Annotated in this window: 24 protein-coding genes and 1 pseudogene; 15 read left to right on the plus strand and 10 right to left on the minus strand. The window is 62.8% G+C overall.

Annotation, left to right across the window (positions count from 1 at the left end; translation table 11 throughout):
- Positions 1 to 11: 11 nt before the first annotated feature.
- Both eccD and BJY26_RS05525 read right to left on the minus strand, forming a co-directional pair.
- Positions 12 to 1,358: a type VII secretion integral membrane protein EccD gene (gene eccD, locus BJY26_RS05520; RefSeq protein WP_179426397.1), complete on the minus strand. Its 1,347-nt coding sequence runs from the start codon at positions 1,356 to 1,358 to the stop codon at positions 12 to 14.
- Between the two features lie 2 nt (positions 1,359 to 1,360).
- Entirely contained in the window at positions 1,361 to 1,657 is a 297-nt protein-coding gene (locus BJY26_RS05525) for a hypothetical protein (protein WP_179426399.1), read from the minus strand.
- A gap of 248 nt (positions 1,658 to 1,905) precedes the next feature.
- Here BJY26_RS05525 and BJY26_RS05530 point away from each other — a divergent pair, with 248 nt between their 5' ends.
- From BJY26_RS05530 to BJY26_RS05575, 10 genes are all read left to right on the plus strand, one after another.
- Entirely contained in the window at positions 1,906 to 2,229 is a 324-nt protein-coding gene (locus BJY26_RS05530; RefSeq protein ID WP_237248909.1) for a hypothetical protein, read from the plus strand.
- A 52-nt stretch (positions 2,230 to 2,281) separates the two neighbouring features.
- The gene (locus BJY26_RS05535) at positions 2,282 to 2,590 is read left to right on the plus strand and encodes a pore-forming ESAT-6 family protein (protein WP_179426404.1); all 309 of its coding nucleotides are present in this window, start codon (positions 2,282 to 2,284) and stop codon (positions 2,588 to 2,590) included.
- Between the two features lie 15 nt (positions 2,591 to 2,605).
- On the plus strand, positions 2,606 to 2,944 hold the full coding sequence (locus BJY26_RS05540) for a DUF6507 family protein (protein ID WP_179426406.1): 339 nt from the start codon (positions 2,606 to 2,608) through the stop codon (positions 2,942 to 2,944).
- A gap of 47 nt (positions 2,945 to 2,991) precedes the next feature.
- A complete protein-coding gene (locus BJY26_RS19515) occupies positions 2,992 to 5,070 on the plus strand; it encodes a DNA/RNA non-specific endonuclease (RefSeq protein WP_179426408.1) in 2,079 nt (692 codons plus the stop codon).
- 8 nt (positions 5,071 to 5,078) lie between these two features.
- On the plus strand, positions 5,079 to 5,609 hold the full coding sequence (locus BJY26_RS05550; RefSeq protein ID WP_179426410.1) for a hypothetical protein: 531 nt from the start codon (positions 5,079 to 5,081) through the stop codon (positions 5,607 to 5,609).
- An 81-nt stretch (positions 5,610 to 5,690) separates the two neighbouring features.
- Complete coding sequence (locus tag BJY26_RS05555; protein ID WP_179426412.1) at positions 5,691 to 6,200, plus strand: hypothetical protein; 510 nt, start codon at positions 5,691 to 5,693, stop codon at positions 6,198 to 6,200.
- A complete protein-coding gene (locus BJY26_RS05560; protein WP_179426414.1) occupies positions 6,200 to 6,907 on the plus strand; it encodes an SMI1/KNR4 family protein in 708 nt (235 codons plus the stop codon). The genes BJY26_RS05555 and BJY26_RS05560 overlap by 1 nt, the downstream gene beginning before the upstream one ends.
- A 65-nt stretch (positions 6,908 to 6,972) precedes the next feature.
- Complete coding sequence (locus tag BJY26_RS05565; protein ID WP_179426415.1) at positions 6,973 to 8,163, plus strand: hypothetical protein; 1,191 nt, start codon at positions 6,973 to 6,975, stop codon at positions 8,161 to 8,163.
- A 785-nt stretch (positions 8,164 to 8,948) separates the two neighbouring features.
- Complete coding sequence (locus BJY26_RS05570) at positions 8,949 to 9,635, plus strand: hypothetical protein (RefSeq protein WP_179426416.1); 687 nt, start codon at positions 8,949 to 8,951, stop codon at positions 9,633 to 9,635.
- A 246-nt stretch (positions 9,636 to 9,881) separates the two neighbouring features.
- Entirely contained in the window at positions 9,882 to 10,436 is a 555-nt protein-coding gene (locus BJY26_RS05575; RefSeq protein WP_237248912.1) for a DUF805 domain-containing protein, read from the plus strand.
- 22 nt (positions 10,437 to 10,458) lie between these two features.
- On the opposite strand, the gene BJY26_RS05580 is transcribed toward BJY26_RS05575, so the two are convergent.
- Positions 10,459 to 11,028 (minus strand): TetR-like C-terminal domain-containing protein, encoded by a 570-nt coding sequence (locus BJY26_RS05580; protein ID WP_179426417.1) that lies wholly within the window; start codon positions 11,026 to 11,028, stop codon positions 10,459 to 10,461.
- Between the two features lie 175 nt (positions 11,029 to 11,203).
- On the opposite strand from BJY26_RS05580, the pseudogene BJY26_RS18985 reads away from it, so the two are divergent.
- Positions 11,204 to 12,184 (plus strand): annotated as a pseudogene (locus tag BJY26_RS18985) (MFS transporter); the annotation flags it as partial.
- A 174-nt stretch (positions 12,185 to 12,358) separates the two neighbouring features.
- Here the strand turns inward: BJY26_RS18985 and BJY26_RS05585 are convergent.
- The 5 genes from BJY26_RS05585 to BJY26_RS05605 form a co-directional block, all read right to left on the minus strand.
- On the minus strand, positions 12,359 to 13,243 hold the full coding sequence (locus BJY26_RS05585; RefSeq protein WP_179426418.1) for a dihydrodipicolinate synthase family protein: 885 nt from the start codon (positions 13,241 to 13,243) through the stop codon (positions 12,359 to 12,361).
- A gap of 149 nt (positions 13,244 to 13,392) precedes the next feature.
- Positions 13,393 to 14,685 (minus strand): M20 family metallo-hydrolase, encoded by a 1,293-nt coding sequence (locus BJY26_RS05590; protein ID WP_179426419.1) that lies wholly within the window; start codon positions 14,683 to 14,685, stop codon positions 13,393 to 13,395.
- Positions 14,686 to 14,720: 35 nt separating this feature from the next.
- Positions 14,721 to 16,358: an amidohydrolase gene (locus BJY26_RS05595; RefSeq protein ID WP_179426420.1), complete on the minus strand. Its 1,638-nt coding sequence runs from the start codon at positions 16,356 to 16,358 to the stop codon at positions 14,721 to 14,723.
- Positions 16,359 to 16,391: 33 nt separating this feature from the next.
- Positions 16,392 to 18,077 (minus strand): thiamine pyrophosphate-dependent enzyme, encoded by a 1,686-nt coding sequence (locus BJY26_RS05600; RefSeq protein WP_179426422.1) that lies wholly within the window; start codon positions 18,075 to 18,077, stop codon positions 16,392 to 16,394.
- Complete coding sequence (locus BJY26_RS05605; protein WP_179426424.1) at positions 18,077 to 19,396, minus strand: MFS transporter; 1,320 nt, start codon at positions 19,394 to 19,396, stop codon at positions 18,077 to 18,079. Before BJY26_RS05605 ends, BJY26_RS05600 begins: the two co-directional genes overlap by 1 nt.
- A gap of 138 nt (positions 19,397 to 19,534) precedes the next feature.
- On the opposite strand from BJY26_RS05605, the gene BJY26_RS05610 reads away from it, so the two are divergent.
- From BJY26_RS05610 to BJY26_RS05625, 4 genes are all read left to right on the plus strand, one after another.
- Positions 19,535 to 20,701, plus strand: coding sequence for an RsbRD N-terminal domain-containing protein (locus BJY26_RS05610; RefSeq protein ID WP_179426426.1), 1,167 nt, complete (start codon positions 19,535 to 19,537; stop codon positions 20,699 to 20,701).
- 104 nt (positions 20,702 to 20,805) lie between these two features.
- Complete coding sequence (locus tag BJY26_RS05615) at positions 20,806 to 22,056, plus strand: aminotransferase-like domain-containing protein (RefSeq protein ID WP_179426428.1); 1,251 nt, start codon at positions 20,806 to 20,808, stop codon at positions 22,054 to 22,056.
- A 55-nt stretch (positions 22,057 to 22,111) separates the two neighbouring features.
- A complete protein-coding gene (locus BJY26_RS05620) occupies positions 22,112 to 22,486 on the plus strand; it encodes a nuclear transport factor 2 family protein (RefSeq protein WP_179426430.1) in 375 nt (124 codons plus the stop codon).
- A 114-nt stretch (positions 22,487 to 22,600) separates the two neighbouring features.
- Complete coding sequence (locus tag BJY26_RS05625) at positions 22,601 to 22,942, plus strand: YciI family protein (protein WP_179426432.1); 342 nt, start codon at positions 22,601 to 22,603, stop codon at positions 22,940 to 22,942.
- Positions 22,943 to 22,952: 10 nt separating this feature from the next.
- On the opposite strand, the gene BJY26_RS05630 is transcribed toward BJY26_RS05625, so the two are convergent.
- Together BJY26_RS05630 and xylA are read right to left on the minus strand one after the other, a co-directional pair.
- Positions 22,953 to 23,747, minus strand: coding sequence for a VOC family protein (locus tag BJY26_RS05630; RefSeq protein ID WP_179426434.1), 795 nt, complete (start codon positions 23,745 to 23,747; stop codon positions 22,953 to 22,955).
- 91 nt (positions 23,748 to 23,838) lie between these two features.
- Positions 23,839 to 25,029, minus strand: a complete 1,191-nt coding sequence (gene xylA / locus BJY26_RS05635; RefSeq protein ID WP_237248913.1) for a xylose isomerase — start codon at positions 25,027 to 25,029, stop codon at positions 23,839 to 23,841.
- Positions 25,030 to 25,039: the final 10 nt, after the last annotated feature.

Genomic DNA, 25,039 nt, shown 5'->3' on the forward strand with positions numbered 1-25,039 from the left:
CGTCATCTTCCTCAATTGAAACTGTGCAAGAGGTCGCCGAATACGCCGAACATTCCGACAGTCAACGGAACCGATGCGAGGATCAGGACGGTTTCAAAACGGTTACCGGCCACGCGAAGACGCGCGGCGATGTGGGCGGGAAACGTTCCGGCGCCGATCAGCGCGACGGCGATAGCCATGATGAGCACGCCGAACGCCGCGAGGATGCTCACGGAGCCGCCTGCATCGATACCGGCCAGTGCGAGTCCGATGAGACCTAAAGTCATTGCGCCGAGTAACGTGCCGCGCTCGGTGACAAGCGGAAACGATCGCGACCGCAGCCCTGCCGCAAGTGCGATGACGCCCGCCAGCGGCAGCGTCCACACCCGATAAGCGGTGTCGGCGGAGAGAATCCACACGGAGATCGCCAACGACACGGCGCAGACGACGACTCCGAGCGCCAGGCCGTGATGTGCGACTTGGACGGCGGCGACGGCGTCCCGGCGCCGCACGATCCGCCCGCTGGAATGGTTGTCGTCAAGCCGTGCAAGGCCGGACGCCGTCAATGCGAGGCGGGGAGCGAGGCCCAGTATCAGCAAGCTGATGACGCCGGCGATCGCTGCGGTGCGGGCCGTGTCACGAGTGATGACTGCGGCAACTATCCACACCACCGTCAACCCGATAATCGTTCCGGCGCCTTGGAAAAACGCGATCATCGCACTGCGGATTGCAAACGCCAACGCGATCAGCCCGAGGGCCGTGGCGGCCGCAAGTAGCCACATTTCTTGAACGAGATGAATGTGCATGTCCGGATGTTCGGCCAGCTGCCATAGTCCGAGTACTCCTATTACCCAGCCGGCGACGATGGCGGCGATGCTGGCGACGCGTTGTCGCGCGGCCGCGACTGCGACTCCTACGCCAAAAAGGACCGGTGCGCATATGACCATTTCCATGCCGCGATGCGCCGGCGCGAACGCCTCGATGAGCAAATAGGCGGCAAAGACGACGAAAACCGCGGAAATGGTTGCGCACGCCACCCGCCCGGCCAGCGGAGTCCACCGTCCGGTGATCGTGTCGGACTCGTCAACTGCGGCATCCGCGACATCGTAAATCACTGGAGGGGGCGGCGTCTCGGAAGACTCGAGCAATTGGAGCGAAGCGCCGTCCGGTATTGCGGCGGACGCCAGCGACTCATCGGACGGCACAACGTCGCCGGTGACGGTGACCAGAGTCTTGACGGCGACGCGATCGCTCGGTTCGTCGGCGAGCAGATCAAGGATCTGCGGCATTAGCGAGCCGACGGGTTCGGACGAAGGCAACAGTACGTCGGTGTGGCGCTTGGCGCCCAAAAGCGTGACTCGAGTGAAGGAATTGGCCATTTTCAGTCCCCGACCGGTCCCGTGGCGTGTGGAGAAGCAGTATCCGGATTGGTAGGCGTGGCGGCAGGCGCCGACCGCGACCCCAACTGCGGTTGCGATTTGATGAGGTTCGACACGAATGAAAATCCGACGCATCCGGCGCCGATCACGGCGGCGACGACGATGCTGAAGATGAACCGGCGGACGCCGTCGACCCAGCGCCGGTGCTGAGGATTGCTGCCGTACAAAAGTGCCGCACCGAGGCGCCTGCGCCGTACCGTCACCGACTCGATGAGTTGGTTGTCGTACTCGTTCGACATAGCGGCCTCCTTCTCGGAATTCTCGTGTGGCGTGGGGGATGACGATGGGGATCGACATCGGGGACCGCATCTAATCTACCGCGCTGCAATCGGCTTATTTGACGCAAACCTTTGACGCCGGGGTGGTATTTGCGGTTTTATGGGTGCGGTCTATCGCGCTTCGTCTGGGTGTTTCCAGTGTGACGTGGACGGGTGCGTGGGCGCAATTGACGCTATAGCCGTACGGGGGTCGCGGAATGAAGTTCGATATGGGCCAAAGCACTTTGAGCATGCTGTCCAAGCAGACGGGAACGTCGCATGAGGACCTGGGCACGCTCGTCAAGCAACTCGTTGACGCCGTGACGCCGCTCGAGGGCAAGTTCAACGGGCAGGGACGGGCTCGATTCGACGCTTTCAAGGCACGGTCGGATGAAATTACGAGTGAGCTGAATACTTCGCTCGGTGCAATTCTTGGCGGCCAGCAGGGAATGAACACGTCGTTCCAGATGGGCGACCAAGACATGGGGGACAACGCACAGCGGGCGCAGTCGACGGCGAATTTCGACGGAGCACGGTTCGCCTCGCGCGCCTGAGCCCGACCCGAACATCGAGTAGAGCAAGTTCTTTAACGACCGAGGAGACACAATGCCAACAGGTGGACGGCTCAGTTACGACACTGGCGTGTCGTCGAGTGTGCAGTCGGATATCACGTCGATCACCGGGCGCTTGGAAGCGTTGATTGATTCGCGCGAGAAAGATGTGAATCAGGCAATGGCGGATTTCCAAGCCGACGGTGTGTCCGAGGAATATCACTCCGTCGAGATGCGGTGGAAGAGCGCGGCAACGGAAGTGCGGTCGATCATTTCCCTCGTGCGCAGCACACTTGGTTTGAACGACGAATCGGCGGGCACCGCGGTGCAGAAGGCACGCACGTCCGTGCAGAATATTGGTTAACGGCAGGATTCTGCAGTGACGTCGTGGGATATTGACGTGCCCGGTGTGTCCGGAGTGTTGAAAAAGGTGAGCGGGCTCGCTGAGGATTACGAATCGCAGGTGAAGAAGCTGCAAACGCACTTGAAAGGTGCGGCTGTGGCCTGCAAGGGGGGTCCCGTGCCGGCACGTTTGCAGGGGCTGGCCGAGGACGAGCTGGTACCGGCCGTGAAAGATGTGGCTGGGCGGACGAAGAATGCGCTGACGGGCACGTCGGACGCTGTGAAGGCGTATGTGCGGGGGGATCTCGACATGGCGGCCAATGCCCAGCAAAACGCGGGCAAGGCGCCGACACCCCAACCGCCGGGTCATAAGTAAATCTGTGCCGCCGAGCGCGCGACGAATGATGGTTAAAGGTCTCCAACGTGTCTATTGATTTGTCGAAGTTTCCGAAGATTGCTGATCCGGATTTGTTGGAGTCGCATGCGTCGAAGTTGAAGTCGGCTGGGTCGAGTATTCACTCGACGGCGGCGGATTCGAAGTCGAAGTGGCATGGGCTGACGGCGGTGTATGAGGCGCCGGAAGCGTCGGTGGTGTTTGGGGCTTTTGGGCCGATTGAGTCGTCGGCGTCGGATGTGAAGTCGGCGACGGCTACGGCTGAGTCGGCGTTGTCGGCGTTTGCGGGCAAGGCGCGGGATATCAAGACGCGGTATCAGTCGATTGCTGGTGATGTGTCGGATTTCAATTCGTCGATCGAGGGTGATGACGATTGGAACAAGGACGAGGACAAGGTCAACAAGGAGCATGGCTTGTTGCATGATCTTGACGTTTTGTTGGCTGATTATGAGGCGGCGCAGCAGGAGTGCGCGAATAAGATTTCGGCGATTTATGGTGGGCCGAAGTTGACGTCGTTTTCGAATGATTCGACGTCGGCTAAGGGTCATTATGCGATGACGGCTGATCAGTTGGATGCGTTGAGTGATCAGGGGAAGACGCCGTGGGGTGAGCCGACCGATTGGGATAAACCCTGGTATCGGGACACCATCGATGCGGTCGGCTCGTTCGCTAAAGGCGTCTGGGACGGCGCCAAGGGTATGGCGACGGGGCTTTGGGACATGGTGAATTTCACCGACTGGAAGACATTCTCCGCGACGTGGAAGGGTATCGGCACGCTGGGATACGACCTGGCCATCGTTTCGTCGCCGGGGCTGGCACATCTTGTGGGAACGAAGCGCGAGAAGCAGGCGACTTCCGATCTGACGATGGTCGGAAAGTCGATTATTCACCTGGACGAGTGGAAGACGGATCCGGCTCGTGCAGCGGGAAATTCCGTGTTCGACGTTGTGACGGTTATTGCCACGATTCCGCTTGGCGGTGAGGGGGCGGCGGCCAAGGGTGTGAGCGCTATCGGCAAGGCCGGTGATGCGATGAAGGGCGCCGGCAAACTGGGCCGCGCCGGCGAAGTCGCCGGGTCGACGTTGAAGGGCGTCGAGAAGCTCGCCGACACGTTGAAGGTTGAGAATCTGGGGAAGATTTTCTCGTCGAAAGGTTTCAAGTTCGGTGACGGACTTGGCGATATGACGAAGCAGTTCGATGGTCTTGATGATTTGGGAAAGACTGTCGACGATATTCCGACGGGGCATGTGCCTGGTGAGGGCGACCTCCCGGACGGCAACGGCCTGCCGGACGGCGGGCCGACCCCACACGGGGACGGCGTTCCAGACGACGCTGGTGTACCCAATGGCGATGGCGTGCCGGACGATGCAGGCGTCCCCGATGATCATGGCCCCGTCGACCCTGACGTCAGGGCTGGCTCGCCGGAGTACGATGGTCACTCGACACCTATTGATCGTGGGTCGACAGATTACCCCTCTAAGACGGAATCGTTTGGCGACCACCCGCTGGAGCCAAACACGCGCTACGACGTTGAGGGTCGGGGAACGTTCTATACGAACGGCGACGGCAGAGTCACCGACGTTGTCGCTCACTCGGGGGTAAAGGGCGCATGGAACGATGAGCTGAATCATCCTTTGCCGGACGTTACTTATCACATTGATGACAACATCACCATCAAAACAGACGACCATGCGCGGACGGTGTTCGCCAAGGGTGAAGACATACAACTGCATCCGGGTGACGACAACCGCAGCGGACATCAACAAGGCATCGTTGGGCATCGTGGTGGCGAAGGATACGAGGGTGGGCATCTGCTGGCGTCGATCTTCGGTGGACCGGGTGAGAAGGTCAACTTGGTGCCCCAACACATGTTTCAAAATCGAGGTGCCGGGCCGAGCAACGTGCCGGACGTTCCGCGAGAAGATCTGGAAGTTTGGCATAAGGTCGAGACCGATGTGCGCTCGGAGTTGAACGCGCAGGGGTCGGACGTCAAGGTTGATTGGGAAGCGAGGCCGGTCTACGAAGGTTCGAACCAGGTTCCATCTTCGATACAGCTGGAAGTGGCTGTCGGACACGGTCCCCCCGCGTATTACACTTTTCCGAATTGAGGAGGACGATGAGCCACGACGAAAGAGTTCTTGTCACCTTGCGCGGGCTGGCGGATCAGCTATTTAACCCGGGTTCCAAGTCTTCCAGTTGGGACGAAGCGTTGATCCGAGTTAGAGATTTCGCGGGGTTTCAGCGTCTTGCCTATGATTATCGTGTTGGGGAAACTTGGGACTGGTTTAAGCGCAGCGATTTCTTCGAAAATGATTCGTCCGAATATAACGAACTGAAACGACTTGCTTTTGAGCCAGGCCTTGGTTCGTGGATTTCGCTTAAGATCCACCTGTTTCCTGATCGTGATCCTTATGCGGAGTTTATTCGTGATGAGGAGATCATGTTCGGCGGTGTGCTGGATCATCCTGCTAAGGCTGGAAGCATATATCGCGAGCTTGTAGCGTATCCAAGAACCGCGGAAAACATCCCGTCGTGGATGCGGGAGAAGATTACTGAGGCAGGTGAGGAAGTCCCGGTTTTTGATTCCGAGACGAGTGAGATCATCATTGGCGAGAATCGCTACCCATTCACCGAGCCGGGCCTGTAGGTGTTGCCGTGTATCCTCGTGAACGGTTTGAGTCGACCGGCATGAGTTTTTACGACGTGGCTTTGATCGAAGGAGCGGGAAATGACTGACATGCCGAGGATGATTCGGCAGCAGCAGTTGACGAGTTCGATCGCCCAACAGTTGTTGCAGGAGTTGAATACTGGTTCGGGCTGGGATGAGTTGTCGTTGGAGGCTGTCCCTGTAGGGGACGATATTTCGGCGACGGTCCGTCAACGCACTGGTGACGAAGTGGTATCGAACGCTGGCGTGCTTGCCCGTGACTTGCAGCTGTCGAAGGATGTGATGTCGTTGCGGGAAGCGACGTACGAGCAGGGCGCGGGTGCGTGGATTTCCGCGGTCATTACGATCTCCGCTTCGGGTTGGCCCGAACCGAAGTTGTCGCCGTCGGCGTCGTTCAATTACGACTCCGATCCGTTCGCTGCCAATGGGGCGGAAGCTACGTTGTCGGCCGAGACGCTTGCTGCGGACTTGACGCGGTTTCCCCGTCAGCGGGCGAACATTCCACAGTGGGTCGTTGACCGTATTGGCGCTGCTGGGCTGGAAGTGCCTGCTATGTCAGCCGGCGAATAGTGCGTATTTGGCCGAAAAAGCGCAGGCATGCCGGAAAGCTGCTTCAGCAATATGCCGACCTGTGTAACGGCGTCCTTGACCGTCAGGTCGTTCATCTGAACCCGCCGGCTTCACGCGAGACGCTTGATGAATGGCGCCATCAAGTCGGTGACGATTTTCCCGATTGTCTTGTTGAGCTTTATGACGCCGCTGATGGTGAGGCGTCGCGGCCGTTCAGTTATGTGTTTTCGGATGCGTTCGTATTCGTGCCGGCTTCTCGGCTATTGGGCGTGAACGTGTCGAATGAACGGGCTGCGCGGCTTTGGGAGATGTCGGACGATATCGATTCGAAGGCTGACGCTTTGAAACCCAATCCAGGATATTCGAAGAGCTGGATCCCGTTTTCCACTCGGGGCAGCGACACGCTTGCAGTAGATATGGATCCGAGCGCTCAGGGTCAAGCCGGCCAGATTGTGAAGGTCACGCATCCGGCCGGAATTGTCCAGGAGGTTGTGGCACCGTCTTTGAGCGCATTGCTGCAGCAACAGATCGATATGCTGCGTCGCTACGAATTCCATGTGGTCGATCATGACGGTAATTGGCTCGCTTCGCCCCACGAGTTGGCGGAATATTTTCGAGACGCTGCTACAGCCGGGGTGGACGCGGAAATATACGTTCAGCCGGAAGCTGGGGCAGACGCAAGCGCGTTCCAGAGGCGCACAAAGTGACTCGTTCGGAGCCGTGCCGTTTGGAGGAAGCCGGCTACCGATACTGCGAGGAGTGCAAATAGGCAGTGTCTATTGATTTGTCGAAGTTTCCGAAGATTGCTGATCCGGATTTGTTGGAGTCGCATGCGTCGAAGTTGAAGTCGGCTGGGTCGAGTATTCACTCGACGGCGACGGCTACGGCTGAGTCGGCGTTGTCGGCGTTTGCGGGCAAGGCGCGGGATATCAAGACGCGGTATCAGTCGATTGCTGGTGATGTGTCGGATTTCAATTCGTCGATCGAGGGTGATGACGATTGGAACAAGGACGAGGACAAGGTCAACAAGGAGCATGGCTTGTTGCATGATCTTGACGTTTTGTTGGCTGATTATGAGGCGGCGCTGGGGCCGGGCGGCGAAAATTGGGTTCACCGTTGGAACTCCCAGGTGCGGGCGCACTGGCGTGGGAGTGTGAAGCTTGGCTACAGCGCCATGGTTTCCTATATGGCGTTGAAAGAACCGAAGCAGGCTCGAGCGCTCTTCGGCGCGCAGGAGATTTCCCAGTCAAATCCGATGATGAAGGCGGTTGGTAAGGAACTAATCCATTACGGCGAGTGGAAGACAGATCCGGCGCGAGCGTTCGGAAACACTGTCTTTGATGTTGGGACCGTTCTCATAACGATTCCGTTCGGCGGTGAGGGCGCAGCTGCCAAGGGTGTCGATGAAATCGATGTTGCTCCGGTCAGCGAGAAGTTGTCCGCGACTGAGGTCCGACTTGGTGACGATTTCAAGGCGATGAATCAGTCGGTTGACCCGTTGGATGATTTGGGCACGACCGTCGACGACATTCCCACAGGGCATGTGCCCGGCGATGACGGAGCGCCGCACGGAGACGGCGTCCCCGACTGCGCAGGCGTGCCGCATGGCGATGGCCTTCCGGACGGCGACACGTCCTATGGCCATGAGCATTCGGACGGCAGCGAATCGCCGAGGGCAACGGTCTCGGCACGAGACGTCGACGGTCATCCTGTCGAGGTGACGATGCCGAACGAGCAGGTTCATGAAGTCACCTCAAGCCCACAACACCTGGGCGATATGCCGTCGTCACATGAAGCGCTAGAAGCTGCAATGGAAAAGCGCCACATTGGTGAGCATGAGCTTATTTCGCTTATTAAGAAGAAACCGTGGGAGCTGTTGCGAATCAAACCGGGCCGCACACATCGAATACGACCGGCGGATTTGTTTCAAATGCGGCCGATACTCGGAATCTTGATGATGTGAAGAAGATCGTTGATGGGTTACGTCTGGATGAGGACCCCCCTGCAGGTCAACCACGGAGGTTTAGCGAGAATGACGACGCGGTGTACGCCATTCGCTTCCAGCAGCACCCGACAGGCGGGGGCACGAACGATGTGCGATATGGAGATCCGTTTACAGGTGATGGATTCACAAGCAGTACGGCTGACTCGAACAGAATAATTCCGGAATTTTATGCAAACAAGACTGGAATGAAGAGTGGGGCAGAAATGTGGCGCATTAATTCGGAAGGGCAACAGGAGCTCGTCGGTGTATTGCAGGGGAAGACCTGGATCAGTGTCGAAGGCTCATAGGTTGCGTCCGGTTGGACAATACGCGTCCTATCACCATGTCGAGTATGCAGCGGCGAAACGTGAGGACGGGCGCGTTCAGTTGCGGTCTGCTGGAGTCGACCCGTCGTCGCCTAAAATTTCGCGAGGAGCTTCGCCGTCGAAAGGACGCTCGGATGGAGAAGTGTGTGTCGTTGACCGAGCCAGCCTGGATTGGTTCGAGGCCGTGACAACGACGTGTTGGTGGCGCGGAGGGCGTTTTGCAGTATGGAATACCCGGCCGGGGCAAGTTTTCATTGCCTATGACCACACGTGTGATGTTGGCAAATCCTATGATTGGTTTGCGAAACAGCCCGAGATGAATCAGTCCGGGAAGCTGGAATTGGACGGCTGGGTAGAAATAATAGAAATTTATAACGTGAAAGAGGCCGTGAGACAGCTCCCGCTGGGGCTGTCTTCCTAACCGACAGGTGACAGTCCGTGACGAACGACATCCGTCATGAAAGGAGAGCCTTGCTCGTTCAAAAGGCACTTCATGAAAGTCACACTCGCGCATTTCTTGAGGGGAATGCGGACCGAGTATCGGGCTTCGTGCTGCCTGCTGCCGATGCGATGAGCGCGAATACGCCGGCAAAGTTGTTTGAGGCTCACGGGCTCGGGTTCGCGGGCTCCCCGTGGTCACCAGACGCCGAGTACCTGGACGTCGTGCGGTTTGCAGCGCCGCCGTCGTTGTATCTGCACCGGGCTGTCGGGGGCAATGATGCCGCGGCAGCCGCGAAAATGGGTGGCGACTTTATCGAACGCCTGCCGTTTTCCGGAAACGGATTCGCGACGTGGCCGGGCGGCGGCATGGCGCCGCTTTCATTTCTCGACGAAGTCCGACTGCCGTCGGGTGCGGAACTGTGGCGGATCGCGCGCAGCGGGGATCAGAATCTTATCGGCGTGTATCAAGACGTCGGTGCGGGTTGGGCTCGATTGGACGGCGGGCCCGCGCCAACCCGCGATGTGCCGTCGAGTCTTCTGGGGTGGACAGCAGTGTGGCAAGGCGTCACGTTCTGCGCGGACGAAGTAAAAGACGGGATTGCGCTAGCGTCGCCCGGGGAACCGCCTGCTAAATATCCGGGGTTCGGTATGACCGGTCGCGGCCTGTGGCGGCGCGTCGCGTAGCGACGTGTCCGAGTTCTACGAGATGCTCGTGACCTGTTCGTGGCAGGGGCAACCGTTCCGCGTCGTGCGCTCTACCGAGGAGCAAGGACGAGAGATCTTCCGACTCTTTTACCGCGGTCATAACGCCGATGCTGCAGAGGCACTGGGCCTTTGGAAGAATGATGCGGGCGTGTACTCGTACGCCGTGCCCCGCAATGACGTATCAGACCTAAAAGTAGTTCACAATACAAAGATCGGCTAATGCCTATGAGCACTATGCAACCCCCGCAGTATCCCGTATCCTCCGGTCAGCAATGGTCGAACCCGGCTCCGCCACTCGACCAACCCTTGTATGACGCCGGATTCGGCCAAGCCATCAAGCGGTTCTTCAAGAAATACGCGACGTTCTCGGGTCGGGCCAGCAGGAGCGAGTTCTGGTGGATGTATCTCTTCGGCTGGCTGACGGAGTTCGCAGTCATCATCGTTGCCGTCATTGGTGGCCTGGTCACAACGGATCCCGACCATCCCAGCACGTCCGGCGAGGGCGCCATGGCCGGCGGATTCCTCCTGATCGCAGTGATCCTGGGCATGATTGTGCCGGCGATCGCTCTCATGGTTCGGCGATTGCACGACATCGACTTCAGCGCCTGGTGGCTTTTGCTCCTTCTCGGACTGTCACTTGGCGCAATCGTCCTGCTGATTTTCGCACTTCTGCCAACCAACCCTCGTGGCGCCAGATTCGACAAGGACGGCGGCCGGCAGGCAATGGCGGGATACTATCCGCCCCCGCCACAACAGCAGTACCCAGGCCAGGGCTACTGAACCGTCCGGCGACACGGGCCGGTCATGCCACGGCCGTGTGGTCACCATCTAGGAACTCGGTGACGAGTTTCTCGGCGTAGCCGGTCAACGGGCGATTGGCAGCGAAGAGGATGCGGTAAATCAGGGGCGCGATGACGTGTTCGAGAATATCGTCAACGGATGGAAGCGGTTGGCCATCGAATCGGTCGAGGATCTGCTCAATTGATTCAGCCGCATAATCGGCGCACTGCTTGGCGTTGTCGCCCGTGGCGTCGCCGGCCAAAACGTCGGCGACGTAGCCGCGGCCGGGGCCGGAGGATATTTCTTCGGCGAATTGCTGCGACCACGCGGTGAGGTCCCCTCGCAGAGACCCTGTCGCCTCCGGAAGCGGCGTCTCCCGGATACGGTTTGCCGCGACGTCGGACAGCAACTGCGCAAGTGTGCCCCACCGGCGGTACACCGTCGTGGCGTCGACCTCGGCGCGCTCAGCGATAAGCGGCACTGTCAGGTTGGCGCGAGGGATTTCGTCGAGCAAGTCCTGAGTTGCCTGGTGGACGGCACGCTGAATTCGCGCACTGCGACCACCGGGCCTGGTGCCTGTTCGCGGACTCATGACACCATGCTAACGCAAAGCTGTTGCGTTTAGAGCGACAACCCTCTATTGTGATTAATGCAAAATATTTGCTTTAATTGATTTGAGGACACCAGTGCACCAGCAAGCTGCCGCGGCCACCCATGCCGCCGACCGTCCACGCCGTGGCGGTTTACGCATGCCGCGGGGTGCCGCGATGAGCCTGTATGCGCTGATCGCGATCGCCTTCTTAGCGGCGTCCAGCGCACCAACACCCCTGTATCCGATCTATCAGGACGAACTCGCCGCGAGTCCGATCGTGATGACCGTCGTGTTTGCAACGTATCCGGTGGCCCTGATGCTCGCTCTGCTCACTGGCGGGTCACTGTCGAACCATTGGGGACGGCGGGCCGTTGTCAGCGGGGCGCTGGGTCTGCAAATAGTAGCGGTCATCGTCTTCTTGTCCGCCGATTCCGCGACGCTGCTGGTGACGGCCCGTGCCCTGCAAGGCTTCGCAACAGGTGCGGCGACCTCGGCGTTCGGGGCGGCGCTGGTGGATTTGCATGAGACGCGGGGATCGGTGACCAACAGCATCGTGCCGATCGCAGGCATGGCACTCGGAGCGCTTGGCAGCAGCATCGTCGTCGCGACGTCGTCGGTTCCTGCCACGTCGGTGTTCACCATCCTGCTCGTCGTCTTCGGCGTGCTGTTGGCGACGTCGTTCTTCTTGCCGGAGACGACGACGCCGCGCCCGGGAGCGCTTCAGTCGCTGGCGCCGCGAGTACGAATCCCCGGTGCTGCGCGCGGCGCGACGTGGACTGTCGCACCGGTGCTCGTTGCCGTTTGGGCCGTCGGTGGATTCGTCATGTCGCTCGGCCCGAACCTCGCCGGCGAGCTGACCGGCTCCGACTCGGCACTGCTCGGAGGGTGGCTCGTATTCGCAGTAGCCGGTACCGGAGCGGTGACGGTCCTGGCATTGATGCGCCGTCCGGCGATGTTCGCGTTCATTACCGGTTCGGCTGCGCTCGCTGCGGGACTGGGCATGATGGTCGCTGCGACGTTTGTCGACAGCACCTGGATGCTCTACGCCGGGGCCGTTGTCAGCGGATATGGATTTGGCGCAGGGTTCCAAGGTGCGCTGCGTACGGTACTTCCGCTGGCCGGCGCCGCTGAACGCGCCGGCCTTCTTGCGGGCGTCTATGTCATCAGCTATCTGGCCAATGCCCTGCCCTCAATCGGAGCGGGCATCGTGGACACCGTGTGGGGGTTGCGAGTCAGCGTGGACGTCTTCGGCACGGTTGTGATCGCACTCGCTCTGATCGGGCTGATCGGCATGGCACGCTCGTCTCGTGTGCGTGGCCTGCAGCCCGAGTCAGCCGGCCAGCGCGCCGAACCGTTGCACGGTTCTTTTGATGTCGGCGAGCTTGGCGTCGTCCGGCTCGTCGATGGCCATTCGGACGTAGCCGGCGTCAATGCCTTGGAGCGTCAGCGCCGTCTTGATGCTGGCGAAATTGCCGCCGATGACGTCGACGGCGTCATTGACCGCTGCTTGCGCGGCGTCTAACTCGGCACGGCTCGCACCGGCAGCGATCCGCGATGCGGCTTCGAGGAACGGCCCGGGCAATGCGGAACCGACTCCCGAGACGATTCCCTGCGCGCCGCGTTCGACCGCGTGGACGACGTCGCGGTCGCTGCCGGTGTAAATGATGAATTCGTCCGGGACGGCGGCCCGGTAGGCGGCGATCTGATCCAATGATTCGCCGCTGACTTTCGCCCCGACGATATTCGGCAGCGCGGCGAGCTTGCCCATCAGCTCGGGAGAGACGAAGTTGCCGGTGCGGGCTCGGAACGCATACACGTACACGCGCAGTCCGTCGCTGGCTTCGGAGATCGCCGTGTAATAAGCGAGTAGGGCTGCGTCGGTGGCAGAAAGATAATACGGCGTGATGGCGGCGATCTCGGTGGCTCCGGCCTCGCGAGCCTGATCGATCAGTCGCAGGACCTCGAACGCGCTGGCGGCGCCGACGTGGATGATGCACCGTTTGCCGGCGAGCTCCTCGACCGCGACCTCGGCGACCCGTCCGCGTTCGTCGAACGACAGCGACGGGAATTCGCCGGTCGTTCCGAGGACGAATGCGCCATCGACGCCGGACGTCGCGGACTTCCGGAAGATCTCTCGCGTTCCGTCGATGTTGAGTTCGCCGGTGCGGGTGAACGCCGTCGGTACGGCGGTGATGATGACGGGTGGTACTGCCATGATCCCATGGTAGCCGCCTAACGGGACAGCTAGATTAATGTCAGCGAGTGATGAGCGGCTCGTGATGCGGAATGTTCCCGAGGATGCAGGTTAAACCTGCATCCTCGGGAACATTCCGCATCACGGGGCTGGGCAGAGCGCTCAATCGCCTAGTCCACGGTGATATGCGGCGTCGACAGTCCGTCCGGAAGCCCCTCGGACACGTCGCCGTGCGCCAAACGCGAGACCACTTCGGTCAACAAGTCGACGCCGGCGCTGATATCCGAGTCCTCGGTGAACTCGCCCTCATTGTGTGAAATCCCTTCGACGCTCGGCACGAACAGCATCACGGTGGGCACGATGTCCTTCATGTTCGTCGAATCGTGGCCGGCGATGGTCATCATGGGCCGGTGTGAAAGGCCCAGACCTTCGGAAGCCGTCTGAGCGATCTTCACGCCGTCCGGATGGTAGGCGAGGAGGCCCCATCCATGCGCGGTCGCCTGCTCGATACGCACGTTTGCTAGCCGTTCGATCTCCGGAATCCGCTTCAGCAGCATCTCGTTCGCTTCGGCCAACACGCCCTCGTCGGACGAGCGAAGATCCAAATGCATCCGCACCTCGCGCGCCACCACGACCGGTGAGTTCGGCTCGATCACCATCTGCCCCACCGATGAGTGCAGTGCCGGGTCGGTGAACCGGTCGGCGATCTCCCTGGCCGCGACAGCCAAATACGACGCTCCCAGGATGGCGTCCTTCCGGTCGGCCATCACCGTCGAGCCGGTATGGGACTGCTCGCCGTGCACCACGAGATGGTATTTGCGCGCCGCCCATGTGGCCTCGACCAGGCCGATTGTCGTCTGCGTGTCTTCGAGTACTCGGCCCTGTTCGATATGGATCTCGGCATAGAAGGCCGCAGTCGGCCCGACTCCGCTCCCAAGACAGTCGATCGACTCCAACGCATCACGGACGGTCGTGCCGGCTAGATCCCTCGTGTTCAGGGCGGCATCGAGATCGAGCTTGCCGGTGTACACCGAACTGCCCATCATGCTCGGTTCGAACCGGCATCCTTCTTCGTTGAACCAGTTGACGACAGCCAGGTTATAAAGCGGCGCATGCCCGGCACTCCGCCATTTTTCCGCGAGCCTGCCCACGGCGTGTGCGGCCGCCAGTACGCCATAGGCACCGTCGTATTTGCCCCCGAACGGCTGGCTGTCCAAATGCGAACCGACAATCACGTACGGCGCACCCGGAACCAGCTCCAGCATGCCGAATTGGTTGCCGACACGGTCGAACTCCACCGTGAAGCCGCGCCCGGTCAGCCAGTTCGTCAGCCACCGCCGCTGCTCGCCGTCCGCCGCCGTGCCGGCCTGCCGGTCGACGCCGCCGCCGGCCGTGGCGCCGAACCGGGACAGCGTGTGGAAGTCGTCAATCAGTGCCTGATCGACGTCAGCGTTCGAAGTCATGCGTCTCCTCGAATCGAAATCAGGGTCAATCGAAATCAGGCGTCCAACGCGCCCGAGCTGTACGTGAATTCGCCGCCGACGGCGGTAGCGAGAATGCCGATCGAGGCGATGTCGCCGGCGTCCAGCGGCGACTCGGCAAGCACCACGAAATCGGCAAGTTTGCCCGGGGTCAGCGTGCCCTTCCGGTCGGCGCAGCCGGTCGTCTCGGCTGCGGCGACCGTATACGCGTTGAGCGCTTGGTACGGCGTCAGGCACTCGGCGGCCGACCCGAACACGGCGCCCGACTTCGTCTTCCGGTCGACGAAGGCCTGCATGCCGCGCAACGGCGACCCTTCGGCGCACGGGCGATCCGACGTGCCGGCCATCAGCACGCCGCCGTCGACGAACGAGCGCCCGCGGAACGTCATCGCCGCGCGTTCCGGGCCTATCGACTTGGCGACGCCGTCGCCGATGTTGTCGAAGAACGCGGCCTGCGGCGTGACTGCGATTTGCGCGTCCCGCAAGCGCGGCAGCAGTTCGGGATGGACGACCGCGGCGTGTTCGATGCGGCTGGGCATCACCGGAGGTCCGTAGAGTTTCTGTGACTCGGTGATCGTGTCAACCGCCAAGTCGACGGCTGCGTCGCCGAGGGCGTGCACCGCCACCGCCCAGCCCGACCGGTACGCGTTCCGGATCAGCGCGGCCATCTCGTCCGGATCGCCTTGGAAATAGCCGCGCTTGTCGGTGTGCGTGCAGTACACCTCGCGCATGGCCGCCGTTTCGCCCGACAGCGCGCCGTCCAGGAAGATCTTCACGGGCCCGAGGGACAAGTAGTCGTCGCCGAAACCGCTACGCATGCCGAGATCGAGGCCGATGCCGAATCCGTCGTCCGCATGCGCCGGCACCTCGTGCAGCACATCCATGGCAGGCATCAGCTGGGCACGGGCGTGCAGCTGCCCGGCCGCGCGGGCTCGCTGGTACGCGGCCACCTCGACGGGGCTGTGGCCGATCCAGCCGCCGGCTATGCCGGCCTCGGTGAAACTCGTGATCCCTTCGGCAGCGTATTGCCGGGTGCCCCGGTCGAGCGCGGCCCCGATCTCCTCCTGGCTGTACGGGCGCAGCAGATCCTGGATCAAGCTTTGCGCGGTTTCCTCGACCAGGCCCGTCGGGTTGCCGTCGTCATCGCGCCGGATCACGCCGCCCGTGGGGGTCTCGAAGCCCGGCTCGAACACGCCGGCCCGGCGCAGCGCCTCGGTGTTGGCCAGCGCTGAATGGCCCGACGTCTGCCGGATGAACAGCGGCCGTCCGGCGCCGATCCGGTCGAGTTCGGCGATATCGGGATAGCGGCCGCCGTACTCGTGATGATTGAACCCGGTGCCGAGGATCCACTCGTCGTCACCGACCGACCGGGCGCCGTCCTCCAGCCGTGCGTACGCGTCCGGCAACGTGTGCAGATCGCCCAAGTCGATCTCGGCAAGGGTCAGCCCGAACCACGTCGTGTGGCAGTGCGCGTCATTGAACCCCGGCACGATCGTCGACCCGCGAGCATCCAAGCGTTGGCGGGCGTCCAGGCCGGCGATCTCGTCGTCCAGCCCCACAATCCGCCCGCCCAGCACGCCCAGCGACGTCGCGCTCGGCCGCGCCGGGTCCATCGTGACAACCCGCGCGTTCTCGACAATCAAATCCAGTAGCATGATTCCTCGTTTCTTTTCGCCGCTCGTCGACTCTTACGGCCGCCGGATGGCCGGGTCGGTGAAGAGATGCAGGACGGCGGGCCGGCCGCCGTCCGGATCGGTGGCCGCCTTGAGCGCGGCCTCGAAAGCGTCGGCGAACTGGGCAGTCGTTTCCACACGGGCGCCGAAGGCGCCGTACGACTCGGCAAGGGCAGCGAAGTCGGGATTCGTCAGGCCGGTGCCGCTGGGCCTGCCGGCGTATTCGCGCTCCTGATGCATGCGGATAGTGCCGAAACACTCGTTGTCGACGACCAGGAAGATGGCGTTCGCGCCGTACCGGACCGCCGTCGAGAGCTCTTGTCCGTTCATCATGAAGCAGCCGTCGCCGGCCACCGACAGCACTTGCCGATCGGGGCACGCCAGCCCGGCGGCCACGGCCGCCGGCACCCCGAACCCCATGGCACCGTTGCGCGGACCCAGCGACGACGGGAACCGGTGCGTCGGCAAGAATCGTTGCGCCCAGACCGCGTGATTGCCGGCGCCGAACGTCACGATGTAGTCGGCCGGCAACGTCTCGCGCACGATGGACATCGCCACTTCGAGGTCGACGAAGTCGTCGGCGCCGGTGAGCTCGCGCCGCGGGGTGGTGAACTGCAGGAACTCGGCGCGCGCGCTTTCGATCCAGGACGTATCGCGTACTGCGCGCACCGGCGTGGTCGCGGGGGCCGGCTTGCCGCCTGCCAACGATTCGGCGAACGCGTTGACGGTGGACGTGATCTGCAGGTCGAGATTGCCGAAGTGACCGACGAGATCCGGATCGGGGCCGATGACTGCTACGCGGGCGTCCGCGCCGAGCGTGTACGAGTCGCTCGGCACATCCGAGCGCACGCAGCCCACATAGATCTGCAAATCCGCATTGTCGAGGACGGCGGCGACGGCGTCGCTGCGGCCGTAGCCCAAAGCGCCCAAATAATTCGGGCAATCGTGGTCGATCATGTCATAGGCGCGGAACACCGCGGCAATGCCGATGCCGCGCGACTGCGCCCAGTCGGCCACGGCTGTGGAGGCATCCCGCGTCCACTCCTCGCCGCCGACGACCAGGAGCGGCCGCTCGGCCGCATCGATGAGGTTGTCGAGCTCGGTCAGGTCGACGGGCTCCGGGGCGGGCCGCGCCCGGGACAGCGGCGAAGCCACGTCGCAGGACGTCGCTTGGGTCAGCACGTCTTCCGGCAAGCCGACGACGACGGGGCCGGGGCGGCCCGATACGGCAGTGTGCATGGCGCCCGAGATGACGCGGGCGGCCGAGTCGGCGTCGTCCAGCGTCACGACTTTTTTGGCGGTGGAGCCGAACCAGCCGCTGAGGTCGAACTCCTGGAATGCCTCGCGGCCGCGCACCGCCGTCGGAATGAGCCCGACCAGGACCACCAGCGGGGTCGCGTCCTGCCACGCGGTGTGCACCGAGATGAACGCGTTGGCCGCCCCGGGCCCCCGGGTGACGGCGACGACGCCGGCCCGTCCGGTCAGCCTGCCTTCGGCGACGGCCATGTACCCGGCGCCGCCTTCCTGGCGGCAGACCACCGTGGAGATGGATGAGTCGTAGAGTCCGTCGAGCACGTCGAGATAGCTCTCGCCCGGCACGCAGTAGATGCGTTCGACGCCCTCGGCCTCGAGCTGGCGAACGACGAGGTGGCCCGCGCTGCGTTCATCGGCCGGAATCGTTCGTTGTGTTGCTGCGCTCATCAGTGTTTGAGCCCCTTCTCGTTGATACTCATCCTCGGTGCCAACATACCGCCGGTCGCCGTGATCAGCGAGATGATGACAAGCATCAATGCCGCCGGCCAATAGGACTGCCCGGCGGCGGCCACGACTGCCGTGGCGATGAGGGGCACGAAGCCGCTGACGACGCCGGCCATGTTCGACGAGATTGCCACGCCGGTGTAGCGCAGACGGGCCGGGAAAAGACCGGTGAGAATGGTGCCGGACGCCGCGTACGGGAACGATAGCGCCGCAACCGCCACCGTCATGCCGACCACGACGAGAACCGGGTTCTTCGTCTCCACCAGGAGGAACGCCGGATATGCCACGGCCGCCGAGACGACGCCGCCCCAGATGGCGACCCGGCTGGCTCCGAAACGTTCACCCAGCCGTCCGCCGTAAAGCAGTACCGGGATCTCGAGCGCCGCGGCGATGAGGGTGCCGAACAACATGAGCTGGGATGACAGGCCGAGGGTCTGCGTGCCGTAGCTGATGACGAACGTGGTGACCAGGTAGAAGCCGCCGATGCCCAGCAGTGCCACGGCGATTCCGAGGACCAGCTGGATCGGCGTCTTGATCAGCACCTGCTTGATGGGTGCGCTTTCCTTCTCACCGGCTTCGAGGAGTTCGTTGAACACCGGCGATTCGCTCAAGGAGCGGCGAATCAGCACCGAGATCAGCAGGAACGGGATCGACAGGAGGAACGGAATGCGCCAGCCCCACGCATCGAAACTGGCCTGCGAGCTCAAGAAGACGACGAGGAAGAACCCGCCGGACGACAACAGCGTGCCGATGGGGGAGCCGAGCTGCGGCATGGCGGCGAACCGGGCGCGCTGCTTGATCGGCGCGTGTTCAACGGCGATCGTGACGGCGCCGCTCCATTCGCCGCCGACTGCGAGGCCTTGAAGGATGCGAAGCGCGATGAGGAAGATCGGCGCGGCCATGCCGATCGACATGTAGTTGGGCAGCAGCCCGATCAGGGCGGTCACGGCGCCGATGCCGATGATCGTCACCATGAGGCAAAGGCGGCGGCCGTATTTGTCGCCGAGGTGGCCGAAGATGAGGCCGCCGATCGGCCGGGCCACGAATCCGACCGCGAGGGTGCCGAACGCTTCCATCGTGGAGACGACGGGGTCGCCACTGACGAAGTACTGCACGTTGAAGACGAGCGCGGACGCCGTGGTGAACAAGAAGAAGTCGTACCACTCGAGGGCCGTGCCGACGAGCGCGGCGACGGCGACCTTTTTGACAGTCTGCGGGTCGACGGCCTTGGTGGCTTCGGCCTCGCTGACGTGTTCAGACATGTGTTCTCCGAATTGACTGGCGCGGTGAGGCGAGATGATTGGTGTGATCCATTCCATCCAATCAGTGCAACTCGCTCAATACGATGACAACCGTCAACGGAAATGACCACGTGTACTGTGCAGTTGCACAATAGAGAAATGGATAATCGTGAAGAGTTGAGGGCGCGGACCCGACCCCGGTGGAGCGAACTCGTCCGCCTGCTGCGCGGCGACGTCGACGGGATGCTCGAGACATTCGTGGCGGCACTGGCTCGGAACAAGCCGTATGCGTCGGGGCTCGTCCCCGAGGCCGATATCCGCAGATCCGGGATCGAATCGTTCAGCATGCTGCTCGAGGCGCTGCTGGCCGACGACATCGGCGCGGTGTTCGCGGACGTGCCGGGCGAACTCGGACGGCGCCGCGCTCGCCAAGGCGTACCGGCCGAGAACCTGGTGAGCGCCGTCCGCGAGGATTTCCACGTCATCTGGTCGACAATTCTGCAGCGCGCCGGCACCGACGACATGGCCACTCTGGCCTTGCACGTCGATCAGCTGTGGCGGGTGGTCGACGAGTACGCCCGGCAGGTGCAGTACAGCTATCTCACCGAACGCGCAGTGATGGCCCGCGAAGAACGCAGCCTGCAAGAGCGGTACGTGGCGACATTGTTCGGGCAGGAAGGGCGGCTGCCCGAACAACTCCGGCAGATTGGGCTGTCGTTGCGCGTCGACGTCGACGGCCGGTTCCGCGTGTATGCGGCGGATGGGCCGGACGCGGACGAGCTACGCCGGATCGTGCGGGAGTCCGCGGACGCCGGGCGGGCCTGCTATGTGCACGACGAAGGCATGACCGCGATTGCTTTTTGGCAGGTCGGCTCGAAGACGGCGCCGCCGTCGGGGCTGGAGGCCGTCACGTGCGTCGAGATCAACGACGTGGACGGACTCGCCGCCGTCCCGGTCGCCGCCACCACCGCGTCCGGCTTGGTGTCGATCCTTCGCCCGGAGGACGACGGGCCGCAAAGCCTCCGGGCGCTGTGGCCGCGGGCCGCAGCGCATCGCCTGGACGCCGTCGCAATCGACCATTTGCGAGCCGAGACCGTCGGAAAGCTTGCAACGTGCACCCCGCATGAGCGCTCGCGGGTTGTCGAGACCGTGCAGGCTTACTTGCAGACCGGCACGGTCGCGGCGGCGGCTGCGCGGGCCTACTGTCACCGGAACACGGTGCTGGCGAGGTTGCACCGGTTTGCCGAGCTCACGGGGATCGACGTGACGGTGCCGACCGAGGCGGCGCTCGCCGTCGTCCTGCTCAGTGACGGCTCGCCGTCTTGAACTCGCGGCCGATTAGGCGTGTACTGCGAAGAGAATGACCAGACTTCGGGCAATGGAGCCCAGTGAAGAAAAATCAACAAAGCACAGCAGAAAGAGGTACCTCGATGACACACGACGGTTCGGGATTCTTCGACCGGATCTCGGCGCGGACGGCCGAGAACTACCCGTCCGATATTCACAAGCTTTTCGCATCCGCGGGCATCCCCGGCATTATTTCGTTCGCCGGCGGGGCGCCGCACCTGGGCGAGCTGCCGTTCGACGAACTCGCCGAATGGGCCGGCGACATCCTGACCGGGCAAGGCGGCTTGGCCTTGCAGTACAGTGCCGCGCAAGGACTTCCGGTGCTGCGCGAGAGCATCGTGTCGGTGATGCGGATGGAAGGCATCGAAGCCGAACCGGACGATGTCGTCGTCACCGCCGGTTCGCAGCTCGGCCTCGACCTGGTGACCAAGACGCTCGTCGACCCGGGCGACGTGATCATTGCCGAAGCGCCGTCCTACGCCGGGGGCCTCGGCGTTCTTGCCAGTTATCAGGCGGACATCCGGACTGCCAACTGCGACGCCGACGGCGTCATCCCGGCCGAGGTCGACGAACTCATCACGGCGGCCGAGGGCGAGGGCAAGCCGGTCAAATTCGTGTACACGATTCCGAGCTTCCAAAATCCATCAAATACGACATTGACCGAAGAACGCCGCGCCGAGCTGGTGGAGATCTGTCGGCGCCACGACGTCTTGATCGTCGAGGACAACCCGTACGGGCTGCTGTCCTTCGACGGCGTGGCGAACCGCGCCATGAAGGCCGATAACCCGGACGGCGTGCTGTACCTCGGATCGTTTTCCAAGATCTTCGGCCCGGGCTTGCGAGTTGGGTGGATGGTGGCGCCGCGCGAATTGCAGGATGTGCTGGTGGTCGGCAATGAGATCACGATGCTCAATGCGCCGACGTTCAACCAGTTGCTCATCGCCCGGTACCTGTCCGACTTCGACTGGCAGGGCAAGCTGGGGCAGATGCGCGAGCTCTACCGGCACAAGTCGCGGTGCATGCTCGAGTCGCTGGAGCGCCATATGCCGCCCGGCACCACCTGGAACGAGCCGGACGGCGGGTTCTACATTTGGGTGACGGTGCCCGAGGGCGTCAACACGGATCAGTTGGCCTACGACTGCGTACCGCGCGGAGTCACCTTCGTCCCGGGGACGGCGTTCTACCGCGCCGGCGGGGACCGGCAAATGCGTTTGTCGTACTGCCTGGCCACGCCCGATCAGATCGAGACCGGGATCGCCGCCATCGGAACCGTGCTCACCGAACACCTGGCCGGCGAGGGGGCGTCGCAGACCGAAACGGCCGCTGCGCGCTAAAGCCGGGCGCTCACGCGAGTGTCGAACGTCCACTCGCGGGGTTTACCCTCGAACAATGAGTGACCTGACAATCGACAGGCTCCTTGAGGTTGAACGTCGCGGATGGGACTCTCTGTGCGCCTCCGAAGGCGGAACCTTCTACGGCGAGCTGATGACGCCGGATGCCGTCATGATCCTCGTCAACGGAGCAGTGCTCGACCGGCCGACAATCGCGCAGACGCTGAACGAATCGCCGAATTGGTCCTCCTACACGCTCACGGATGCCCGACTAGTACCAACGAGCGCGACCTCAGCCGCGCTCGTGTACCAGGCAACTGCCGTGCGCGAGGGACAGGAGGAGCCGTTCGTCGCCCTCATGACGAGCCATTACTGCCTGGTTGACGGCAATATCACGATGACGCTGTACCAGCAGACGACAATCACGCACTAGCGATCGCTCGGCCGAACCGACCCCGATGAGTTTCTCCGGCGCCGTTCGTCCCAGCTAGTGCGTCAGTTGATACGTGACGGCGCGAATCGGAAGCGCGATGAAAGGGCTACTGTCATGACGAAGTATCTGATTTCCTTCCCCAGCGCCGCCATGGAGGTCTCTGCGGAAGAACTGCACGAAGTTGCGGACGCAGCGCATGCGGTCGTACGGGAAGCGAAAGCCGCCGGCGTCTGGGTCTTCGGTGGTGCTATCGACGAGAGCATCGCGCCGGTCATGGTCGACGGTGACGGCCTCGCGACCGAGGATACCTATCCGCAGACGAGGACGATTGAGGGCGGCTATACCGTGCTGGAACTGCCCACGCGTGAATCGGCCGTGGAATGGGCCGCAAAAATCGCGACCGCGTGCCGGTGCGCGCAGGAGTTGCGTGCGTTCCGGTACGACCCGGCCAGTTGATGGCCGGAGGTCAGCCGAGGTCGTCCGGACGTTGATTCGGCGTCGTTGCTTGCACGATCTGGAATTCCGCGCCGCCCGGGTCCGCGATCTGCGCCATCGTGCCGAACGGGGTCTCGAACGGCGGGGCGGTAATGGAGCCGCCGGCCCGTTCGGCGGCACGGACTGCCGCGGCCGCATCCGCCACGCTGAAATAGACAATCCAGTGGGAGCGTCCCGGTGCACCCATGAAACCGCCGATTCCGCCGAGGGGGCCGTCGTCGCCGGGCAGGTGGAAGGTCAGGTAGTCGGCAGGCGCCATGTCGACGGGTTTGAGGTCGAAGTCGAAGAGGCTGGTGTAGAAATTCTGCGCCGCGGCCGGGTCGGTCGAGCGCAAATCCTCCCATGTGATGCCGCCGGGCTCGTTGACAAGCGCGACGCCGATGTGGTTCTTCGCCTCCCAAAGCCCGAAGCGCGCGCCGGTCGGGTCGGTCGCCGTCATGATGCGGCCAAAGTCGCCGATGTCGTCGACCGCGCGGACGACGGTGCCGCCGCTTGCCGTGATCGCGGCGGATCCGGCGTCGGCGTCATCGGTGGCGAAATACAGCACCCACGTGCTCGGCTGGTCGGAGTTTTGCACCCGGCCGAGCCCGGCGACGGCGTGGCCGCGCACGTGGGCGATGAAGAAACCGGCTTCCGGCGGGCCGGCCAGTGCGAACTCCCAGCCCAAAACGTGCGAATAGAAATCGCGCGCCGCATCGACGTCCGGCACGCTCAGGTCCGTCCAGCACGGCGTTCCGGGCGTCCACTGCGAGGTTCGTATTGGCATGTGCTTATCCAACCGCGCGGCACGGCAATTGTCTATAGCGAGCGGCGTCCAGGGCCGGCTGTCGCCGGGCGCGCGGTTACCGGGCGCGCGGTTACCGGGCGCCGAGCAGATGTTCGAGCGCCAGCTGCTGCAGGCGGACGAAACCGAAGCCCTTGCCGCCGAAGTAGGCATCGGTGTCGAACTCCTCGAACGCGCTCCGGTCGGCCAGTAGGTCGTCGTGCGATTCGCCGGCGCCCAATGTCGGTGTCGACAGTTCGGCCACCTGCGCGGTCCGAAGCACCTCTTGCACTTCCGGGTCGGCGCGGAATGCGGCGGCGCGTTCCTTGAGCAGCAAGTAGGTGCGCATGTTCGCCGCGGCCGAGTCCCAGACCCCGGAGATGTCTTCGGTACGGCTCGGCTTGTAATCGAAATGTCGCGGACCTGTGTACGCCTGGCCGCCGCCGGGGCCACCGTTTTCGAGCAGATCGACGAGGGCGAACGCGTTTTGCAGATCGCCGTGGCCGAAGACGAGGTCCTGGTCGTATTTGATGCTGCGCTGGCCGTTCAAATCGATGTGGAACAGTTTGCCGGCGTCCAGCGCTTGAGCGATGCCTGCGGCAAAGTTCAGGCCTGCCATCTGCTCGTGCCCGACTTCGGGGTTGACCCCGAAGAGTTCGGGCTTGTCGAGAGTTTCGACGAACGCCAGGGCATGGCCGAGCGTCGGCAGCAAGATGTCGCCGCGCGGCTCGTTCGGCTTCGGCTCGATGGCGAAGCGGATCCCGTATCCCTTGTCCGTGACGTACTGGGCCAAAAGATTCACTGACTCGCGGTACCGGGCCAACGCGGATTGGATGTCCTTGGACGAATCGTATTCCGCGCCTTCGCGGCCGCCCCACATCACGAGAGTCTCGGCTCCCAGTTCGGCGCCCAGATCGATTTGGCGCATCACCTTGCGCAGCGCATAACGTCGGACGCCGCGATCGTTCGATGTGAACCCGCCGTCCTTGAACACCGGCGCGGAAAACAGGTTGGTCGTCACCATCGGCACGACAATGCCCGTGTCGGCCATCGCCTGTTTCAGCCGGTCGATCTGCTTTTGCCGTTCGGTATCGGTCGACCCGAACTCGAACAGGTCGTTGTCGTGGAACGTCAGGCCGTAGGCTCCGAGCTCGGCAAGTTTGGTGACGGCTTCGACGACGTCCAGCTGTGGCCTGGTCGGCCCGCCGAACGGGTCGGACCCGTTGTAGCCGATGGTCCAAAGACCAAATGAGAACTTGTCGTCACGGGTGGGGGTCGGTGCCACGGGGGACTCC

This window comes from Spelaeicoccus albus (assembly GCF_013409065.1).
In the GTDB taxonomy this organism is placed as follows: Bacteria; Actinomycetota; Actinomycetes; order Actinomycetales; family Brevibacteriaceae; genus Spelaeicoccus; species Spelaeicoccus albus.